Annotated in this window: 11 protein-coding genes and 1 pseudogene; 9 read left to right on the top strand and 3 right to left on the bottom strand. The window is 51.6% G+C overall.

The genetic code is table 11. The features are described from left to right. Positions 1-5: 5 nt before the first annotated feature. Positions 6-3137 carry a TonB-dependent receptor gene (locus CIK99_RS03000; protein WP_094379614.1) on the bottom strand — a complete coding sequence of 1044 codons (3132 nt, stop codon included), beginning with the start codon at positions 3135-3137 and terminating at the stop codon, positions 6-8. A 188-nt stretch (positions 3138-3325) separates the two neighbouring features. On the opposite strand from CIK99_RS03000, the gene CIK99_RS03005 reads away from it, so the two are divergent. After that, positions 3326-6715, top strand: coding sequence for a helix-turn-helix domain-containing protein (locus CIK99_RS03005; RefSeq protein WP_144007879.1), 3390 nt, complete (start codon positions 3326-3328; stop codon positions 6713-6715). 5 nt (positions 6716-6720) lie between these two features. Further along, the gene (locus CIK99_RS03010) at positions 6721-9153 is read left to right on the top strand and encodes an alpha/beta fold hydrolase (protein ID WP_144007880.1); all 2433 of its coding nucleotides are present in this window, start codon (positions 6721-6723) and stop codon (positions 9151-9153) included. On the opposite strand, the gene CIK99_RS03015 is transcribed toward CIK99_RS03010, so the two are convergent. Together CIK99_RS03015 and CIK99_RS15140 are read right to left on the bottom strand one after the other, a co-directional pair. Beyond that, a complete protein-coding gene (locus CIK99_RS03015) occupies positions 9105-11171 on the bottom strand; it encodes a beta-galactosidase (RefSeq protein ID WP_094379621.1) in 2067 nt (688 codons plus the stop codon). The two genes, CIK99_RS03010 and CIK99_RS03015, sit on opposite strands and share 49 nt — an antisense overlap. A gap of 35 nt (positions 11172-11206) precedes the next feature. Further along, positions 11207-11485: a hypothetical protein gene (locus CIK99_RS15140; RefSeq protein WP_094379623.1), complete on the bottom strand. Its 279-nt coding sequence runs from the start codon at positions 11483-11485 to the stop codon at positions 11207-11209. A gap of 260 nt (positions 11486-11745) precedes the next feature. Here CIK99_RS15140 and CIK99_RS03025 point away from each other — a divergent pair, with 260 nt between their 5' ends. The 7 genes and pseudogenes from CIK99_RS03025 to CIK99_RS03060 all read left to right on the top strand — a co-directional run bounded on the left by CIK99_RS03025 (position 11746) and on the right by CIK99_RS03060 (position 20093). After that, positions 11746-13119, top strand: a complete 1374-nt coding sequence (locus tag CIK99_RS03025) for a sigma-54 dependent transcriptional regulator (RefSeq protein ID WP_094379625.1) — start codon at positions 11746-11748, stop codon at positions 13117-13119. Positions 13120-13121: 2 nt separating this feature from the next. Continuing rightward, complete coding sequence (locus CIK99_RS03030; protein ID WP_094379628.1) at positions 13122-14309, top strand: PAS domain-containing sensor histidine kinase; 1188 nt, start codon at positions 13122-13124, stop codon at positions 14307-14309. Positions 14310-14568: 259 nt separating this feature from the next. Beyond that, positions 14569-14823: pseudogene (locus tag CIK99_RS03035) on the top strand (hypothetical protein); the annotation flags it as partial. A 934-nt stretch (positions 14824-15757) separates the two neighbouring features. After that, on the top strand, positions 15758-16567 hold the full coding sequence (locus CIK99_RS03045; RefSeq protein ID WP_371590825.1) for a DUF1016 N-terminal domain-containing protein: 810 nt from the start codon (positions 15758-15760) through the stop codon (positions 16565-16567). Positions 16568-16687: 120 nt separating this feature from the next. Beyond that, entirely contained in the window at positions 16688-17011 is a 324-nt protein-coding gene (locus CIK99_RS03050) for a hypothetical protein (protein ID WP_094379635.1), read from the top strand. A 401-nt stretch (positions 17012-17412) separates the two neighbouring features. Continuing rightward, positions 17413-18858, top strand: a complete 1446-nt coding sequence (locus CIK99_RS03055; RefSeq protein ID WP_371590828.1) for a TolC family protein — start codon at positions 17413-17415, stop codon at positions 18856-18858. Then, positions 18843-20093 (top strand): efflux RND transporter periplasmic adaptor subunit, encoded by a 1251-nt coding sequence (locus CIK99_RS03060; protein ID WP_094379640.1) that lies wholly within the window; start codon positions 18843-18845, stop codon positions 20091-20093. The genes CIK99_RS03055 and CIK99_RS03060 overlap by 16 nt, the downstream gene beginning before the upstream one ends. Positions 20094-20273 lie beyond the last annotated feature (180 nt).

Raw genomic sequence — 20273 nt, forward strand, 5'->3', positions numbered from 1 at the left:
GTTTTTTAGAATTGAACTTTAAGACCGAATGAGAATGTGCGTGTCATTGGATATTCCGCCTTTCCACCCTTGTAGCTGCCGCCGGTCTGCACCTCCGGGTCGAAGTTGTCGAAGCTGGTGAAGGTGAAAGGATTCTGCGCGTCGGCGTAGAGGCGAACGCTTTGCACGTATTTGCTCAGCGGGCCGAGCGTGCGGGCGTCGAAGGTGTAGCCCAGCGTTATGTTGCGCACGCGGAGGAAGTTGGCGTTCTGGTAATACACGTCGGTTCCCGCGCCGCCGGGCAGCGAAACGTTCGACAGGCGGAAGGCAATGCCGGGCAGGGTGCCGTTGGGGTTGGTCTGCGAGTTGTATGCGTCGCCGATGATGGTGCTTTGGTTCGAGGTCTGGTTTGCCAGTTCCCTTCCGTCGCTCCAGTCGTAAGAATAGTTGTATTTCTTCAGTCCGAGCTGTGAATAGACAAAGATGTTCAGATCCCAGTTTTTGTAGTAGAAGGTGTTTCCCAATCCCCAATAGAGCGCGGGCACCACGTTCACCATGTCAACGTCGGCGGTTGTTATCTCTCCGTCGCCGTTCAAGTCCCTGATTATCGGGCAGCCGGGATATTGGAAGTCCTTGGGCTGGTGGACTGGCATGTTTGATTTCTCGGAATTGATGATGCCGTCGGTGCGATAGAAATAGAGCGCGTTCACCGGCTCGTCGTCCTTTTGGCGATACTCCTCGAAGTATGTGTTGGGGAAGTGTTCCTTCCAGATTGAGTTATAGTGCGACAAGGTCAGCATCGAGGTCCAGCGGAAGTCGGGAGTCACCACGTTCACGGTGTTCAGCGTGGCGTCCCATCCGTAGCGGCGGATGTGTCCGCCGTTGATTGGGCGTGAGGCAAACATCGAGAGTCCCTCGGTGGAGGCGTAGCCCAGCATGTCGGTCACGTCGTTCCAGAAGTAGTCGAACGAACCGTAGATGCGGTCCTTCAATACAGAGAAGTCGAGACCCACGTTCTTCATTATGGTCTTCTCCCAGGTAACGTCGGGATAGTCCTTCGACGAGAGATAGTAAGCCACGTATTTTATGGAGTTGTTGTCGAAAGCCACCTTGTTGCCCGACGCGCTGTACACGCCATAGAGGGTGGAGCCGAGATTGTCGTTGCCCGTCTGTCCGTAAGAGGCTCGCAGTTTCAGCATGTTCACCCATTTCACGTTCTCCATAAACTTCTCGTTGTATATCTTCCATGCCACCGATGCCGAGGGGAACCACGAATACTTCTTGTCCTTGAAGAACTTGTCGGTGCCGTCGCGGCGCAATGTCCCGGCTATGACGTAGCGGTCGAGAATGTCGAGGCTGAAGCGTCCGAACTGCGAGCGCTTCTCGTTGGCCCATTTGTCCGACGACTGCTTCACGTCGCCTGTGGCGGCAGAGATGTTGTCGTTGCCTATCACGTCGTTGATGTCGTTGTAGGTCACGCCGAGTCCTGAGCCTGCGGAGAGGTAGCGACCCATACCGGCAACCACGTTCACCGCGAGCGCGTTGTTGAAGAAGCTGTGGTCGAACGATACGGTAGCCTCTATCGTGCTGTTGTCGCGCTCCACGTTGTTAAGGCTTCCGCGAGCCTTGTACATCTGGTCGAAATACACGTCGGAGGGGATATACACGTCGCGCTTGGCGTGCTCCTTGTTATATCCGTAAAGAGCACGTGCCGTCAGCATCTCGGGAATAATCGTGAAGTCGAGGGCGAAAGTGGCATTGAAGCCGTCGCTGAACGAGCGGTTGGTCATGTCGAGCATTCCCACAGGGTTTGGAATAGTGGAGAACGCGTAGTATTTGCCGTCCTCGTCGCGGAGGGGCAGGTTGCTCGGGTAGGAGAGCGCGGCCGTCAAGGCTCCCGAAGCCGCGGCTCCACGGCCTGAGCTTGTTCCTCCGACCAGACCGTTGTTGTTGTTGTTCTTGTTGTAGTTGAGCGTGGTGGTCAGCTTCAGCCAGTTGAACACCTGCGCGCCGATGTTGGCACGAAGCACAAAGCGCTCGTAAGACGAATTTGCCACCGTTCCGTCCTGCTGGTAGTAGTTGCCGGAGAGATAGTACGACAGGCGGTCGGCACCACCCTGAATGGTGATGTTGTGCGACGAGATGCTGCCGTTCTTCAGTATATAGCTCGCCCAGTCCATGGTCTCCGCCTTGCTGATTTGGTCCGGGGTGTAGGCGTCGTCGTTGCCGCCGTCGTAAGTGTTCGGTCCGTATGGGGCCATCTTGTTATTATAAAGGTATTGCTCCTTCTTGAACACATTCACATAGTTCATGAAATCCGTGGCGTTGAGCGACTCAATGTATTTGTAGTTCCTCACCATCGAGAGCGAGCCCTCGTACGATACTTTCATTTTCCCTTTCTTGCCGCTTTTCGTGGTGATGAGGATGACGCCGTTGGCGGCATTGATACCATAGATGGCGGCAGATGCGTCCTTCAGCACCTCAATGCTCTCAATGTCCTCGGGGTTCAAACCAGCCAGTCCTGAACGGTTCACGCTGCTCGGCATCACCGTCGCCGAACCACCCGACGAACCTTCAAGAGCGTCTGAAGGCATCACCACTCCATCCACTACATAGAGAGGTTCGCCGCCGCCACGGATGTTGATGTTCACACCACCGCCAGGCTGCGCGCTCGACACGGTGGCCTGAAGTCCGGCAGCGCGACCCATCAGCATTTGCGACATGTTTGTCGTACCGGTCTTTATCACGTCGTCGCCCTTCACCTTGTCGATGGCAGTGGTCAGGTTCTTGCGCGACACCGCTCCGTAACCGGTAGCGATAACCTCGTTGAGTACATTGGCGTCCTCGGTCATGACCACGTCGAGTGTCGCCTTGTTGACCACTTTCTGCACGTTTCGGAAACCGATGTAGGAGAACTGCAGCGTCTCGCCCTTGGCAACGTCAATAGAATAGTTGCCGTCGATGTCCGTGACCACGCCTTTCTGCTGGCCTTTCACCATAACACTCGCGCCGATGACAGGCTCGCCTTGTGCATCGACCACTCGTCCTGTCACCTTGTTGCCCTGCGCAAACGTCTCCAATGCGCAGCAGACCGACAAGGCAAGGAACAACGTCTTTAAGAAAAGACTTTGAAAGAAATTTCCTTTTGTTTGTTTCATAATTGTTTTATCTAATCGTTTTTTTGATAATAGGATTTCGGCTGCAAAATTACGTCTTTTGGCAATAACGGCTGACCTCATATTGGACAACTTCGGCCCTAAAGTGGACAAAAGGCGCATTTTATGGCTTTTCAGCTTTGTTTTGTTGGATAATTATTGTATTTTTGCAGGAGAATAACGATTACGACATGACTAAAAACATCAGATTACTCTTATCTTTGCTTATGATTGCATGGGCTGCAGCCCTTCGCGCGCACTATTATTATAATGTGCGCGTCAACGACACGCCCGTACGCTGCATGGCTCAAACCGACGACGGCCTCCTTTGGTTGGGGACGGGCAACGGGCTGTATTGCTACGACGGCTACAGGGCCATCCCCAAGCGCGGCCTTTCCGACGAGATTCGTGCGACCATCTACAGCATGATGGCAAACGGCCGCCAGCTCTATTTAGGCACCACCAACGGCTTCTACATCTACGACATCGCGAGCGGCTCCTACTCCGAGCCTCAACCATTGCGGCAGGAGGTGAGGGCGCTTGAGAAAAGGGGGCAGAAGATTCTGCTCGGCTGCCACGACGGGCTGAAGGAGTACGATCCGGCGAGCCGTACGATGAAAACCTTGTGCGACAAGCTTCACGACATCTACTCCATCGCCTGCGTTGATGGCACAATCTATACTGGTACGCTGAAGGGGCTGTTCGCCTATTCCGACGGCAAGCCCTCGCCCATCACGCTTAACGAGCGCGAGACCTCTTCCGTCTTCGTGCTGCTGGCTGACAGGCAGCGGCGGTGCCTTTGGGCAGGTGCGGGGGAGATGCTCTACAAATACGACATGGCGAGCGGCAGGGTGACCAAGATGACGGAACTGGAGGACGTGTCGGTAAAGGCAATGTCGCTGGGCGATGACCACACCCTTTACGTAGCTTCCGACAACGGCCTTTACACCTACTCCGACAAACTCCTGAGCCACGACAAGCACGACTCGCAGAATCCGCACTCGATAGCCGACAACGTGGTGTGGAGCACGCTGGTTGACGGACTGGGCAACATAGTCCTCGGCACCGACATCGGCGTGTCGGTCATTCCTGCCCACTACTACTACGACTATACACCGATGGACCGTCTGACGGGAGAGAAGGAGGGCAACAAGCTCAGCGAGATATTAGTGGACAGCAAGGGAAGGAAATGGCTTGGAGGCAGCAACGGCCTTATTCTCCTGAAAAAGGGCAACTGCCGATGGTACAGGCAGGCTGACAAGCTCCACCCCATATCCCACAACCGCATCAGGGAAGTGTATGAGGACCTGACGGGGAACGTGTGGATAGCCACCGACAACGGCATCAACCTCTACGACGAGGCGACGGGCAGGATGCACACAATCATCATCACCGACAAGAACAACGAGGTGAACGCGCGCTGGGCTTACGACATCATCGACGACGGAACGGGCAGGCTGTGGGTAGCTGCCTACAGCGGCGGCATTTTCATCGTGTCAAAAAAGAGGCTGACGGGCTGCGGCGAGTTTGTGGTCGCCGACAATATCATAAGTTTCGACCGCGGAGCTTCAAAGAACGTGTGGGTGCGACAGCTGGCCAAGGACGGCAACGGACACGTATGGGCAAGGACCGCCGACGGCCTCGAACGCATCGACATCGCGACGCTGAAAGTGACCACCGTCAGCAAGACTCCCCCGGGACGCATGGCTGCCGACCGGCACGGCAACATCTGGACCGCCAACACCGGCGAGCTGACGTGCTACGGCCCGTCAGGCTCCATCCGCCACTTTCCGTACGGCATGAACAACGAGGACGTGGAGGCCGTCGCCCTCTGCGACATCGACGGCAAGATGTGGGTCTGCACGAGCGACGAGTGCATCATCCTGAGCGACGCCGAGAGCCGGCGCTACAGCCGTTTGCGCATCCCCATCGTCAACGCCTACGGTGCATTCTACTCCCCTTCCGAGCGTCGTTACTTCATCGGCGGTCAAGACGGCATGGTTGCCGTCAACCCTTCGGGCATCGACGGGAGGATAAAGCGAAGAAACCTCCTGCTGTCGGCTTTCCACGTCAACGGCAGGCAGCTGCACTTCTCCGGCAGCTCGGTCACGCTGCGCCACAACGAGAACAATATCGACCTGTGCTTCTCCGACCTTCCCCACAGCGGCGACGTGTCGCTCTCCTACGCCTACAAGCTGAAGGGCATCGACAACAGGTGGCACCTGATGCGGTCCATCAAGGAGCCATTGGTGTATAGGGCGTTGCCGCACGGGCGATACACGCTGACGATACGTTCGATAGAGAGCGACCTTGACAACGGCAAGGAAGTGTTTCGCGCCGACATCGAGATCCTGCCCCCATGGTATCTCTCGTGGTGGGCGAAGTCCCTGTACGTGCTGCTGCTACTGGCAGCCGGCGTGTGGACAGCGCGCTTCTGGCTGATGCGCAAGCAACTGGCAAAGGAGCAACGCGAAAAACAACTCTTCCTCGAACAGTCGCGCGCCCGCATGGACTTCTACAACAACGTGTCGCAAAACCTCCGCCAGGCACTTCACAAGATAATGACGCTCGCAGCGGAAACCCACGGACAGGCAACCGCGGACTGCGGCAGCACCGTCTCGGCGGTGAGAAGCCAGACGACGCAGATGAACACCCTGATCCGCAAGGCGTTCGACATGGGCGACATCTCCGAGTCAAGCCGTCAGCTGGAACCGACGCACATAAACGCCGTCAGGTTCTGCAAGGAGACGATGGAGGCTATAAGGCAGCAAGCCGACACTCGCGGCGCCAGCTTCACCTTCCGCTCCGACAAGGAGGAGATAACGATGGAGACGGAGGTGCTGAAATTCGACGCCATCCTCTCAATCCTGCTGCAAAACATCATCGGCAACTCGCGCCCCGACAGCAGGATAACCGTCGCGCTGACGCACGACGAGCCCCGGCGGAAGCTGACGATACGCCTCAACAGCGACTCGCTCTCCATACCCGAAACCGCAGTCCCCCACCTCTTCCAGTATTTCGCGCCTGCCAAGGAGTCGCCCGTGGAAACGATAGGCATGGTGTCGGAACTCGCACAGGCAAAGTCGTTCATCGACGAACTGGGCGGAAAGATTGCCGTGGAAACCGCCACGGATGGAGGAGCCGACTTCGTCATGACGTTCAACACGATGGCAGTGGAAGTGAAGCGCGCTCTTGACACTTCTGGCGGAAACGCGGAAAAGCCTTCGGCGGAAATCAGCGAGAGGGACGAGAAGTTGCTGCGCGACATCACGATAGCCATCGAGCGCAACCTCATCGACTCCGACTTCAACGTGGCAAAGCTTCAGGAAATCACGGGCCTGGGCCAGAAGTTGCTCTACAGGAAAATCAAGCAGCTCTCGGGTGTCTCGCCCGTGGAATACATCAGAAATATAAGGATGGAAAAAGCAGGACTGCTGTTGAGGGAAGGCAAATTCTCCATCTCCGAGGTGATGTACATGGTGGGATTCACCAAGTCGGGCTACTTCTCCAAATGTTTCCAAGACGCTTACGGCATGACGCCGTCAGCATATATCAAGCATACAAACCAATTAAAACAATAACAACAATGAACAAAAAAAGATTTATTACCCTACTGAGCCTCTTTGCGGTTGCCATGATGGTCGTGGCGCAAGGCGGTGACAAGCTGGTCAGCAAGCAGATTCTGAAGCAAAAGATTGTTGACGAAGGAGGAAGCGGCATGTTCAAGGCTGTGGCAGTGAAGGAGAAAGGACTGCCCGACTTCGTCATCTACCGCCCGAAGGACTTCCTGCATACCCACGCGCGTCAAGGTGCATTGCCAATACTCATGTTCGGCAACGGCGGATGCTCAGACACAAGCATCGGCTACGAACGCATGCTGACCGAAATAGCGTCACACGGATATGTGGTGGTGGCTATCGGCGAGATGCAGGACAAGCGTCTTGACCGTCCGGAGGGACACACCCCTTCGTCGGAACTCAAGCGCGGCCTCGACTGGATTGTCGAGCAGAGCAAGACCAAGGGAAGCGACTACTATCAGAACATCGACCCCGACCGTGTGGCGGCGGCAGGCCATTCATGCGGCGGCGCACAGGTGCTCGCCAATGCCGCCGATGCACGTCTCAAGACTTATCTTATATTAAATGCCGGTATGGGCGACATGGAGATGGCTGACGCCAGCAAGGAGTCGCTGCCCAACGTCCACGCCCCGATACTTTATGTCGTGGGAGGTCCTGACGACGTGGCGTACCAGAACGCGCAGCTTGACTACGACAGGATTCACCACGTGCCCGTGGCTCTTGCCAACCACCCCGCATCGGGACACGGCGGCACCTATCACGAGCAATACGGCGGCGACTACGGACGAATGGTCATCGACTGGCTCGACTGGCAGCTGAAGGGAAAGAAAGAGAATGCCGACATTTTCCTTAAGGGCGACCTGAAAAACTACAAGGGATGGGACGTGAAGGCAAAGAACTTCAAACAGCGTCCGGGCAAGCTAATGTCGCTGAAAATGCCGTGCCAATTGCTTAAGGGCATCAAGGAGCGCGACTACTCCATCTACCTGCCGGGAAGCTACGCCACCGACACGCTGCGGAGCTACCCCGTGCTCTACCTCATGCACGGCGGAGGCGGGGCGCACACCGACTTCGAGCACTACCACCAGATTTCGCACATGGCAGACAGCCTCATCGACTGCGGGGCTATCGGCGACATGATAATCGTGATGCCCGAAGGCAACAAGCAGAACATGATGTATTTCAACACCGTGGAAGGCAGGGCGGGAGCACCCGACTGGCAGTATGAGGACTACTTCTTCAAAGAGCTGATACCCTTCATCGAAAAGACCTACAGGACGCGCACCGACAAGGGAGGCCGCTCCATTGCTGGTTTTTCCATGGGCGGCGGCGCTGCCACGGTGTATGGTGTCCATCATCCGGAGATGTTCTCCATGGTATATGACATTTCGGGCTACTTGCGTCGCCAGCCGCTCGACTTCCTCAAGGATGATCCCTCGGCGGAATGGCGCCAGCAGGCTATTGCCGACAACGACCCCGTGACGCGCATTGAGAACGGGTCGGACGAGGACGTTGACGCGTGGAGAAAGGTGGACTGGAAGATTTCGGTGGGCGACCACGACTTCACGCTCCAGGGCAATATGGATCTTGCAAAAGCCTTGCAGACGAAGGGCATAGACTTCTCTATGTTTGTCGATGAAGGCGCACACGACGGCAAATGGGTAACACCAGCTCTTGTGGATGCGCTGAAGCGTGCCACGAAGAACTTCAAGAGCCTTTGGATAAAGAACGGCGACCGCAACATCTTCGGTATCATCGGCAAGCCGCGCTACACGGGAAAGAAACAGCCTATAGCCATAATTGCCCACGGCTTCAACGGCACCCACGCCTACTCGCTCGCCTATTTCAACGAGCTGAACAAGATGGGCTACCAGTGCTACGCCTTCGACTTCCCGTGCGGCTCGCTTAACAGCCGCAGCGACAACAACACCCACAACATGTCTATCCTCGACGAGCAAAGCGACCTGGAGGCAATAGTGAAATACTTCAAGGGACAACCCGACATCGACGCCGACAACATCGTCTTGATAGGCGAGAGCCAGGGCGGACTGGTGTCGGCGCTCACCGCCGCCTCGCTGTCTAAGGATGTGGCGAAGCTGGTGCTCGTGTTCCCCGCATTGTGCATTCCCGACAACTGGAACAAACGCTATCCGAAGGTGTCCGACATTCCCGAGACCACAAAGCTGTGGAACGTGCCCATGGGTCGCCGTTTCTTCATGGAAATTCGCGACATGAACGTGTTCAAGACCATAAAGCGGTTTAAGAAGCCGGTTTTGATTGTGCAGGGCGATGCCGATGCTGTTGTGTCGATGGACGACTCACGCCGTGCCGTTAAGAACTACAAGACTTCCAGCCTGCATGTTATCTCCGGTGCCGGCCACGGCTTCAAGCCTCATGAGTTTGAGGAGTCGATGGGAGTGATAAAAGACTTTTTACATTGAACGTATATCCTCTTCACTCCTTCGCCCGCAGTTTTGTCAGCCTCTCGCGGCAGATAGACGGGCATATCGGGTTGCAGTGGCAGGATGCGGAGCTCAAGCTCTGTGGTGCCTTCGGGTAGTCGCCACAGACCAAACATGAAGGGACGACCGTATTGGAACTGGTCGGCAATGAGCTTACCGTTGGCATAGAGGCGGGCGCAGTCGCCTTGGTATTCTATGCTGAGCAGTCGGTTCGACTTTGAGATTGCCTCTGAAGGCAGTGTAATCTTATACACTGCGGCATTATCAAAGTCCTCGTCGGTGGGCTCTTCCGCCACTCCTTTTGCGCCGATGGTTATCTTGCGCAGCTGCCCTGCTTCTTTCACCTTAGAGTATTCCACCTCAATCCGAATGTCCTCTTTGGCATGTGGCGGAAGGAAAAGTCGCTCGGCTTCCTGGCTTGTCAGCAGATAGATATTTCCGCAGACAGGTTTTGTGGTGCCTTGCGGCTTGAGGTTTTTCAGCACCTTGCCGTTCTGCATTGCAATGGTAGTGGGTATGCCCTTTATTTGTTCCATGTATATCTTTCCGTCGCGCTTTGCTATGATTTGCGCCGTGGCGTACCTGATGCCGTCGATGTTCACAGGCAGTATGCACATTGTGCCAGCCGGTATGTTAAGCTTTGGCAATTTCACACCGCATGCCGAGAGCCTCACACCGCGCTTCGCACTGAGGTTTTGGAGGCGTTCGTAGTTGTTGATGAAGATGAACGCGCTGTTGTCCTGCGAGCGGTATGACCAGCGGAGGAAAGAGTCGTCGCCCTTGCTGATGTCCTGCGGGCAAGGAAATGTGGCTTCCATCGGGGCAAGCATTTCGCCGTAGTCGTGCATAAAGAGGTGCAGTTTGCGCAGCTGGTAGTAGTGGGGCAGTGTTTGTCCGAATTCGCCAAGCGGAGCCTGGAAGTCGTAGTTCTTCACCGGCATGTCGTTGTAGTTGGTTGCTATTGTGCGCTGCATCTCGTTCAGCCATGTCAGTCCTTCAGGGTTTGTTCCTCCGTGATACATATAGTATCCGAGAAGGTTGGAGCCGCTGCCGAGTTTCACCAAAGCCATGGAATAGGCATCTTCGGGATAGACAAAAGGACGACGGTGATAGGCCTGCATCATACCACCGCCAAGCTCGCAAGTGAAATACGGATACTGCTCGTCGCCCTCGTTGAGTTGTTCTTTTTGCTTGCCAAGTTGCTCGGTGGCAATGGCTGTGGAGGATCGGAACGCCTTGAAATTGAAAGCTTTGAAGTAGTTGCCCGCCGTTTCCTCTATCGACCTTTCCCAGAATCCGTCGGCATAGTCGCCATAGAGAGGCAGCATCTCGCCGAATGGCACTGGCTTGGAGAGTTCCGGCCAGCCGGTGCGGGTGTAGAAAGGAAGGTCGAAACCTATGCCTTTGGCAATGCGTTTCAGTGCCATTAGATAGTCGCCCGACCCACGATATTCGTTGTCAAACTGGCAAGCCATAAGCGGTCCGCCGTCCTTCCATTGCAGTCCCTGTATCTGTGAGAATATCTGTCGGTAGAGCTTATCTACAAATGACAGGAACACAGGATCCTGCGAACGAGTCTTACATCCAGTAGCAAAAACCCAGTCGGGAATACCTCCATTGCGCACCTCGCCGTGGCAGAACGGGCCGATGCGCAATATTACAGGCAGTTGTTCCTCCTTGCATATCTCTATGAAGCGTCTGAGGTCGCGCTGTCCGCTCCAGTTGAAGATGCCCTCCTGTTCTTCGATGTGGTTCCAGAATACGTAGGTGGCAATAATGGTCACTCCGCCCTCTTTCATCTTCCTCACCTCGTCCTTCCACTCCGTTGCGGGAATGCGCGAGAAATGCACCTCGCCCATGACGGGCACTACTCGCCGTCCGTCGATTATCAAACTCTTGCTGTCCCATTTCACTTCAGGTACTGATGTGGCGTAAGCCTGAGCGGTTAAGCATAGTGCAGCAAGGCACGTAGTAATTGTTTTCTTTATATGTTTCATGATTTATATTTTTTCTATCATCGACTTGAATTGCATTATTCCGATATGGTTGATGTCCATTTTTTCTTTCCAGGACTGAGATGGTGGTTTGCTACGTGGAGCATGCCGCCTTTGGTGTTGTTCTCGTAGCCGCCCTCAAAGTCGTATTTCGAGTTTACAGCCATATATGATGTCGTCACCTTGAGATTGTCGGTAATGCCGAAAAATACTTTGTAGAATGGCTTTGCACCACCTATCACTACCCAGTCGTAGCCGAAGAGCAGTCCGCCTATGGCAGCCACAAGACAGATAAAATATATAAATCTCTTGTTCATAAACAAATGTTTTTAGTTTCTGACTGCAAATTTACAGCTTTTCTGCCATCCGGCAAATAGATTTTCAATAAAAAAAATGGATAATCTTATTAAAACATGTCAACAGGTTTGCATATATTACCTTTATATATTACTTTTGCACCCGATAAGTTATAAAAAAGTATTGATTATTCAACTTTTTTCGCAATGCTCAAGGAACTCCTTTTAACTACTAAGGTTGGGCAAATGTGAAATTAAATATATTCTCATAAGTCATAGTGATGAAAACTGTAGAATCTCCCAAAGGACGAATACTTGTTGTCGATGATAACGAGGATGTGTTGCTGTCGCTCAATATGCTGCTCAAGCCATACGTGGAGGCAGTAAGGGTGACGGCCAAGCCGGAGCGTGTCATCGAGTTTATGGATTCGTTCCATCCCGACGTCATCATTCTCGACATGAACTTCAGCCGCGATGCAATAAGCGGCGAGGAGGGATATGAATGGCTCGCCCGCATATTGGAGCACGACCCGAAGAGCGTGGTGCTGTTCATCACGGCATACGTGGATACCGAGAAGGCGGTGAGGGCGATAAAGGCGGGAGCGGTGGATTTCATACCAAAGCCATGGGATAGAAAGAAACTGCTCGACACTGTGAGGAGTGCCCTGGAACTGAGGCAGTCACGCAACACCGAAGACTCTGATCCCGGGACATCTGACGACGAGGTGTTATTCCCCAACCTCATTGGTGAGTGCGATGCCATGCGCAATCTGAAACAGCAGATAGCAATAGTGGCAGCCACGGACGCTAATGTGCTCATCACTGGCGAGAACGGAGCGGGCAAGGATGTGGTGGCTCATGCCATTCACCAACTGTCACACAGAAGGACAAAACCCTTTGTGAGTATAGACCTCGGATGTATTCCCGAGACCCTGTTCGAAAGTGAACTCTTCGGACATGAAAAAGGTGCCTTCACCGATGCCCGCGAGGCAAAGGAAGGACGTGCAGAGCAGGCAGATGACGGTACGCTGTTTCTCGACGAGATTGGCAACCTGTCGCTACAGATGCAGCAGAAAATGCTTACACTGATAGAGAAAAGGGAGACATTGCGCATTGGTTCGTCGAAGAAGAAAAAGGTGGACGTGAGAATCATATCCGCCACCAATGCTGACCTTGCTGCGAGAATAAGCGAAGGCACATTCCGTCAGGACCTCTTTTATCGCATCAACACCATCGAACTGCATATCCCGCCACTGCGCGAGCGTGGCGACGACATCATACTCTTGGCTGAACACTTCCTGAGCATCTACGCCATGCGGTATGACCGGAAAGGAGTGCGCCTCGCTGACGATGCCCGCACCAAGTTGCTTAACCATTCGTGGCCTGGCAACGTGCGCGAACTGCAACACTCGATAGAGCGTTCATTAGTCCTTTGCAGCTCCCCCACACTTTCGGCTTCTGACATTCAGATTACTCCAAACACTCAATCTGCCGGCAACGAAGACACTCGGCAGACTCTCAACCTTGAGGAACTGGAGAGAAACGCCATCAAGCGTGCCGTCTCTATGAGCAACGGCAATCTCACCCAGGCTGCCGAACTACTTGGCATCACTCGTTTTGCACTGTATCGCAAGATTGACAAACTCGGCATTTAGTTATGACATTCTCTTTAAATCCTTTCTACAACAAAAGCATCCGTCGCCTCAGGCAGATGATACATGCCATTCGCACTCGCGACTTCTCACTGCATTTTGCGCTCGACAAACTGCATGGAGAGGAGCGATTGCTTGCCGAGGAAATCAATGCCGTGGTGAATGAGTTTAGGGAGAAAACTTTACAACAAGAGTCACAATACCAATATTTCGACACACTGCTCAATACCGTAGGCGACTGTCTGATTGTCTCCGACGACAAAGGACATATCCATTGGATGAACCGCATGGCTATCAACAGTCTCTGTGGATTCCGTATTTCTGACATCGACAACCTTGCCGCTGTCAATAGCAGTTTGCCGCAACTGATGCACGACCTGCGTCCCGGAATAAAAAAGGTGACAAAGTTGAGAGTAAGAAACGGTAATAATACAGAGGAAAAGGAATTCTCCATCACCGTCACATACTTCTTCGACCGTGGCTTCTATTATAAGCTCTATTCGCTGCAAAACATTCACGAGGTGGTGCAGAAGAGTGAGAGTGAGGCGCAACAGCAACTTGTGAGGGTACTTACCCACGAGATTATGAATTCCCTTACGCCAATTATCTCGCTGAGTGACACTATCGCCGAAGGGATGAAGGATGATTCTCTCTCGCAAGAAGACATCACCCAGGCATTGCAAGCCATCAACAGGCGCAGCAGCGGACTCCTGCATTTTGTGGAGAACTACCGCAAACTGCAACATATCTCCACTCCGCAATTCTCAGACGTAAGACTCTCGGAACTAATCTCCGACCTTCGCCAACTCTTCCCTGAACCCTATTTCCACTTCGATCTTCAAGAGGCGGAAGATACAGTGCATATCGACCGCAGTCAGATAGAGCAAGTGCTTATCAATCTTTTGAAGAATGCTCAGGAGGCGGTAAGGGATGTCGAAGAAAAAGCCATCACCTTATCGGCAAGAGCAGATAAGTCTCAGCATGTCATACTAATAAAGGTGGAGGACAACGGTTGTGGCATCATGCCCGAAGTTCTAGACCGCATCTTCGTCCCCTTCTTCACCACAAAGTCCAATGGTTCAGGCATTGGACTCAGCATCTGCCGTCAGATAGTCTCCCTGCACGGCGGCACCATCACCGCGTCATCCACTCCAGGCAAAAACACCGTCTTCTCCTTGCAGTTGCCAATGTAATTTTCGACAACAGAGACAACAGAAGATCACTTTAAAATAATGTCCGTTAAAGGTATGTAAATAATGAATGATTTACTCATTATTTTTATTGATTATTCAAGGGAAAACCTTATCTTTGCTGCAGAAAAACTTGGAAAAGTTACACAAACAGGGGTAAAACACCTTGGAAAAGTTACATAAATGAAGGCAAAATACCTTGGAAAAGTTACATTTGTATGATAAAAACATTAGTGTCCCGATTTTAACGGGACACTAATGTGCTGATTATTCCATGTGGTCGAGAGGACAGTCGTGGGCAATATATGGATATACTATGGTTTATCGTTTCACAAAGGACAGAAAGTTCTTAGACTTTGCAGAGAAGGTGACCGACATTTACCTGAAGCGTCTGAAAGAGACTTCTGACGATTGGGTGCCATTGTGGGACATGGATGCCAATCCCACTGCCGTTGACTGCAATGTAGGAAACGACGGTGCCTACAAAGGCATTCCAAAGGATGCATCAGCCACTGCTTTCTCCAAATGCCTACCTATTAAAGATACCATAATTTTGCGGTATTTGAATCTTTGAGTTATTACTATTACAATTTCTATATAAACCCGTCTTGAATTTGCAAGGATAGAGTTTCTTGTTTACGTTCCCCACTGCGGAACGTACATTCCGCAGTGGGGAACGTATATTCCGCAATGGGGAACGTACGTTCCGCAGTGCGGAATATAAAACAAGTACCCTGCCCTTTTAAATTCCACTCGACTATTTTTATAACTTCACTTCCCTTGTCCATATACCTTTATTACTACTATTATGATAACGTCATTAAGACTGTTGTCACTCCTCCCCTATACTATGTTTTTTATTAATTTTACTATCACTACTATCACTATAGGGGTTAAATATCTAATACTCATAGAGTTAATGAGTGATAGAAGGAGTGATAGAAGAGTGATAGAAGTGATAGAAGAAGGCCATTTTTTGATAAAAATGGCTATTTTTTGAGCATTTTCTGCGCAATTATGAGCAAATTTGCATCAATTTCCGTGTTAAAATTATGTTAATTCAGCGAAAACACGCTCAAAACCGTTCAAAAACGATATAAAAAAGGCATGTTTCGAGCGACTACATACTATATTATATTACTCAACTTTTGCAAATGTTTATAAAACCACAGAGTTTAAGAGATAGTTTGCCGCATGGAAACTCTGTGTCCTTCACAAGTTTTTCTTCGTAAAATAGAAGAAATACAACCAAACAGTTGCATTATTCATTATTATTGTGTAATTTTGCACCATAAATAATACGAAGATGGAAGTTAAGAAGTTCTATCGGTTAAAATGCCTTCATGGAGGACATCCGCAGCATAGAGCGCGATACCGATGAATTGTTGGACGAAATAATGAAGTAAACGTATGAATTAGTCGTAATTACCCCGGAACCTACACAAGAATATGTGAGTCTCGTCTCACATATTGCTAATCTTTGGGAAGATGCTCGCAACAATGCCATTACAGCTGTTAACGAGTCATTGCTGAAGGCAAGTTGGGAAACAGGTCAATATATAGTAGAATTTGAGCAAGAAGGTAATGCCAAGGCGCGATATGGCGAACGACTCCTTGTGAACCTTTCCAAGGACTTAACAAGACTGAGGGGACGTGGTTTCAGTCGTTCCAACCTCACATATATGCGTAAGTTCTATCTTGCATTCCCAAAATGTGAGACGATTTCTCACAAATTGACATGGAGCCATTATTTCGAACTTCTCAAATGTGATGATTCTCTCGAAATGCAGTTCTACATGGTGCAAGCCATCAATGAAGGATGGAAGGTAAAAGAACTGAAAAGACAAATCAACAGTTCCCTCTTTCAGCGTCTTGCATTGAGCACTGACAAAGAAGGTGTTCTGGCGATGTCAAAGCAAGGACAACAGTACGCTTTACTGACCGACATCATCACACGTGAATGGAGCGGCATGACCACACGTCAGTACAAGCAATACAAGGGATTGAAGAAAGAGAATCTTCGAGACAACATGACCAACGTGGAGCTTGCTCTCAATATGTTGGCAGAGGCTTCGACTACAGAAATATCCAAACAAAAGAATCCCAAAGGCTACACGCAGAGTGCGAAAATAGCCAAGGAGGGTGGCAGTGTTGCAAAGGCTGCGCGAAAGCAATTGGAAAGCAAGACAGGCAAGTCGGCTATCTCGTCAGCAAAGGCAAGCGACTATCTGTTGCCACCAACAGAGGATAATGAGGACTAACCATTATGATACCGATACGATACATATAAGGATAGTGGGGTGGTAAGCGTCTCCACGATGACGTATTGCGTTGTCCAAATTAATTGTTTACCTTTGCCGCGTTTTTTTAAAGAGGTAACAATGAAAACAGCAGAAGGACGTTATGAGGAGACTTGGAACAGTTATCTTGAGCTTCTCAACAAGGATCCGCGGGCAAGCCTTAAGGTGCTTCTCGTCCAAAAGGGAGATGAGGAGGAAAAGACGAAAAGGGCGTTGAAGGTCCTCGGCAAGCTCAACCGCAACAAGTCGGAGAAGCAGACACCGCCCGCACAGGAGACTGAAACACCCGGCAACAACAATAATACAGCAACGGAAGAGTCTCATGGCAAAAAGGAGAGACCGCACACCAACAACGGCGCACGGCCTTCTGGCAAAAACAGAGAATCTCTTCGAAAAACTCAATGAGGCACTTAAGATGACCGTGAAGACAGACTCAACGGCGTGAACTTCTTCGAATACATATCAGACGTGATTAACAAGGCGGCAGCCTTGCCGCCAAACACGCCGCTGGAAAAATACAGGATGCTTCTGCCTGACAAATGGAAAGAAAACCGCTAAGCTCGCCTCTTAGCGGTTTTTTTGATATATGCAATACGTCATCGTGGAGACGCTTACGCGATGATTCATGAATATAGAAGTGCAGAACGTGCGATTTCGCACACTCATCGTGCGGATTCGCACGCTACAGAAATCGCCCAAAAAACATTAATGTACTGATTATTAGATAATTATCAGTTTGGCACGGATATTGCTTAGGTATTGGTATGAAGATAAAGAAACATATAGTAGCATCGGGAGTGCTCCTTATGGTGATGACAACCATATACGGAGCAACAGAAAGGCAAGTGGCAACGGGAAAGGACATATTGCGACTCACCTTGCGCGATGCCGTGGAGCTTGCGCAAAGGCAATCACCATCTGTGCAGAGTGCGCGCAACGCGTATCTTGCGGCAAAGTGGAACTACCGCTATCATCTCGCAAATTATCTGCCATCTGTCACTCTCACCTCCTCGCATTATATAAACAAGGTGGTGAACAAAATCACGCAATCCGACGGTACGGCTCTCTTCCTGAAGCAAAACCAGCAAGGCAGCGACATGGCATTGAAGATAGCACAAAACATACCGTTGACGGGTGGTAGTCTGTTTCTCAAAAGCAGTCTCTCGCGACTGCATGAGGGAGAGATGAACACCACGGAGTATAGTGCCGAACCGCTCGTCGTGGGATATGAGCAAAGTCTCTTCGGATATAACTCACTGAAATGGGACAAGCGCATAGAGCCGGTGAGATTCCGCGAGGCAAGAAAACGGTATGCCGAGGCTATCGAACTCGTAGCTGCCAATACCTGCAGCCGTTTTTTCACCCTCGCCTCGGCACAGATGGAACTTGAAATGGCAAGGCAGAACTATGCAGCTGCCGACACTCTCTACCGTATGGCTCAGGGACGATATGCCATCGGCACAATCACCGAAAACGAGATGCTTCAACTTGAAATAAACCGACTGAACGAGGAGACAAACGTGATGGACGCCGACATCGCACTGAGGGAAGAAACCCTCGCCATGCGCTCCTTCCTCGGAATAGATAACGACATGGATATTGCGCTCACCCTGCCCGACTCCGTACCGCAGTTTGAGGTGCCAATAGACATCGCAATGAGCAAGGCAATGGAAAAGAGTCCTGACCCAGAATACTACAACAGGATTATGCAGGAGAGCAAGAGCAACCTCGCCGTGGCAAGGGCAAATGCGGGATTAAGGGCTGACATATACATGCAGTTCGGACTCTCGCAGACAGGACCTAACATCTCTGACTCCTATCGCTCGCCAATGCATCAGGAATATGCCAGCATCTCCCTCTCACTGCCCATCCTCGACTGGGGACGGGGGAAAGGACGAATAAGAGTGGCTAAGTCGCAACTCGCACTGACGAACACCCAGGTGGAACAGGGTATGAGCGACTTCCGACAGAACGTGGCGCGCATAGTGGCGCAATTCAACATGCAGGTGCGAAGAGTGAAGATGTCGCGCCTCACCGACCAGCGAGCCACCCAGCGACATGCTGTGGCGCAAAGGCTCTACGTGATGGGGCGCAACTCCATCCTCGACCTCAATGCCGCCGTCAGCGAGAAGAACGCGGCCCACCGCAACTGCATCTCAGCGCAGCAGACATACTGGACACTGTATCACACACTGCGCAGCATCACTGGATATGACTTTGAAAACAATACGGAATTATGGATATCAGAATAAAGAAAAAGCCTTGGTACAGGCGGTACTTGTACCACATCGCAGGAGGCACCGCATTGGCGGCATTGGTGATATATGCCACTATAATAAGCCTTGAGCCTCAGAAGGTAAAATTATCCGACACCAAGGAGGTGCTGGCTTCGGCGGAAATGAGGGATTTCACTGAATATCTCGACGTGGAGGGAATTGTCCAACCGATAATGACCATACAGGTGAACACGATGGAAAGCGGATTCGTGGAGCGCATAGTGGCAGAAGACGGGGCGATGCTCAACGAGGGCGACACAATACTCATATTGGGCAATCCCGAACTGCTCCACTCCATCGAGGATGAGAACGACGCTTGGGAAGACAGCGAGAGGCGGTATCGCGAACAGGAGATAGAGATGCAGCAGAAGTCGATAGTGTTGCGCCAGCAGTCTCTCGACGCCAATTATCAGTTGGCGAGCATCGAGAAATCCTTGCAACAGAGCCGTGAAGAGTATCGGATGGGCATAAAGAGCAAGGCGGAACTGGAAGTTGCCGAGAAGAACTATGAGTATCAGAAGAAGAAGGCGTTGCTGCAGTTGGAGAGTCTCGGACATGACTCCGTCTCCGCCCGACTGATGCGCGAGATGGCAGTAGCCAACCGACAGGCGAGCGACAAGAAGAGAGCACGCTCCGCCGCTCGCACAAGAAATCTCGTGGTGAGGGCACCAGTGGCAGGACAACTTAGTTTCCTCGGCGTCACTCCCGGTCAGCAAGTGGGCTCTGGAGTGAAGGTGGGAGAGATAAAGATTATGACTCAATTCAAGATAAAGGTGTCGTTGAATGAATTTTACATCGACCGCATAGCCAACGGACTTCCCGCGAGTGTGAAATATGAGGAGAAGACCTATCCCATGCGCATATCGCAGGTGGTGCCCGAGGTGAAGGAGAAGAAGTTCGACTGCTCCCTCGTCTTCACGGGTGAGATGCCTGAGAACATCCGCATAGGCAAGAGCTATCGTGTGCAGATAGGGCTTGGCATTAAGGAGCGCACGCTTGTCATCCCCCGAGGCGACTTCCTCTCCACCACCGGAGGTCTGTGGATATACAAGCTCGATGCAGACGGTAGTCGTGCCGTGAAGACGGAGATAGAGACGGGACGTCAGAATCCGCAGCAGATAGAGATCCTATCAGGATTGAAGGCTGGCGACCGAGTGATCATCGGGGATTACGACAAGTTAAATGGTGAGAATGAAGTATATGTTAAATAATGAAAAGACTTCCCCAAATCGAAATAGTTAAAAACTCAACTTTCGCAGGAAAGGGAAGTTAAAGAAGTTAAGGAAGTTAAAGACGTATGTCAAAGCCCAGAAAACTCCCGAAAGGAAGCGAAAAGACTATTGTCTTTAACTTCTTTAACTTCCTTAACTTCTGAGAGTTGAGCACATACG

The organism is Prevotella sp. P5-92 (genome assembly GCF_002251245.1).
In the GTDB taxonomy this organism is placed as follows: Bacteria; Bacteroidota; Bacteroidia; order Bacteroidales; family Bacteroidaceae; genus Prevotella.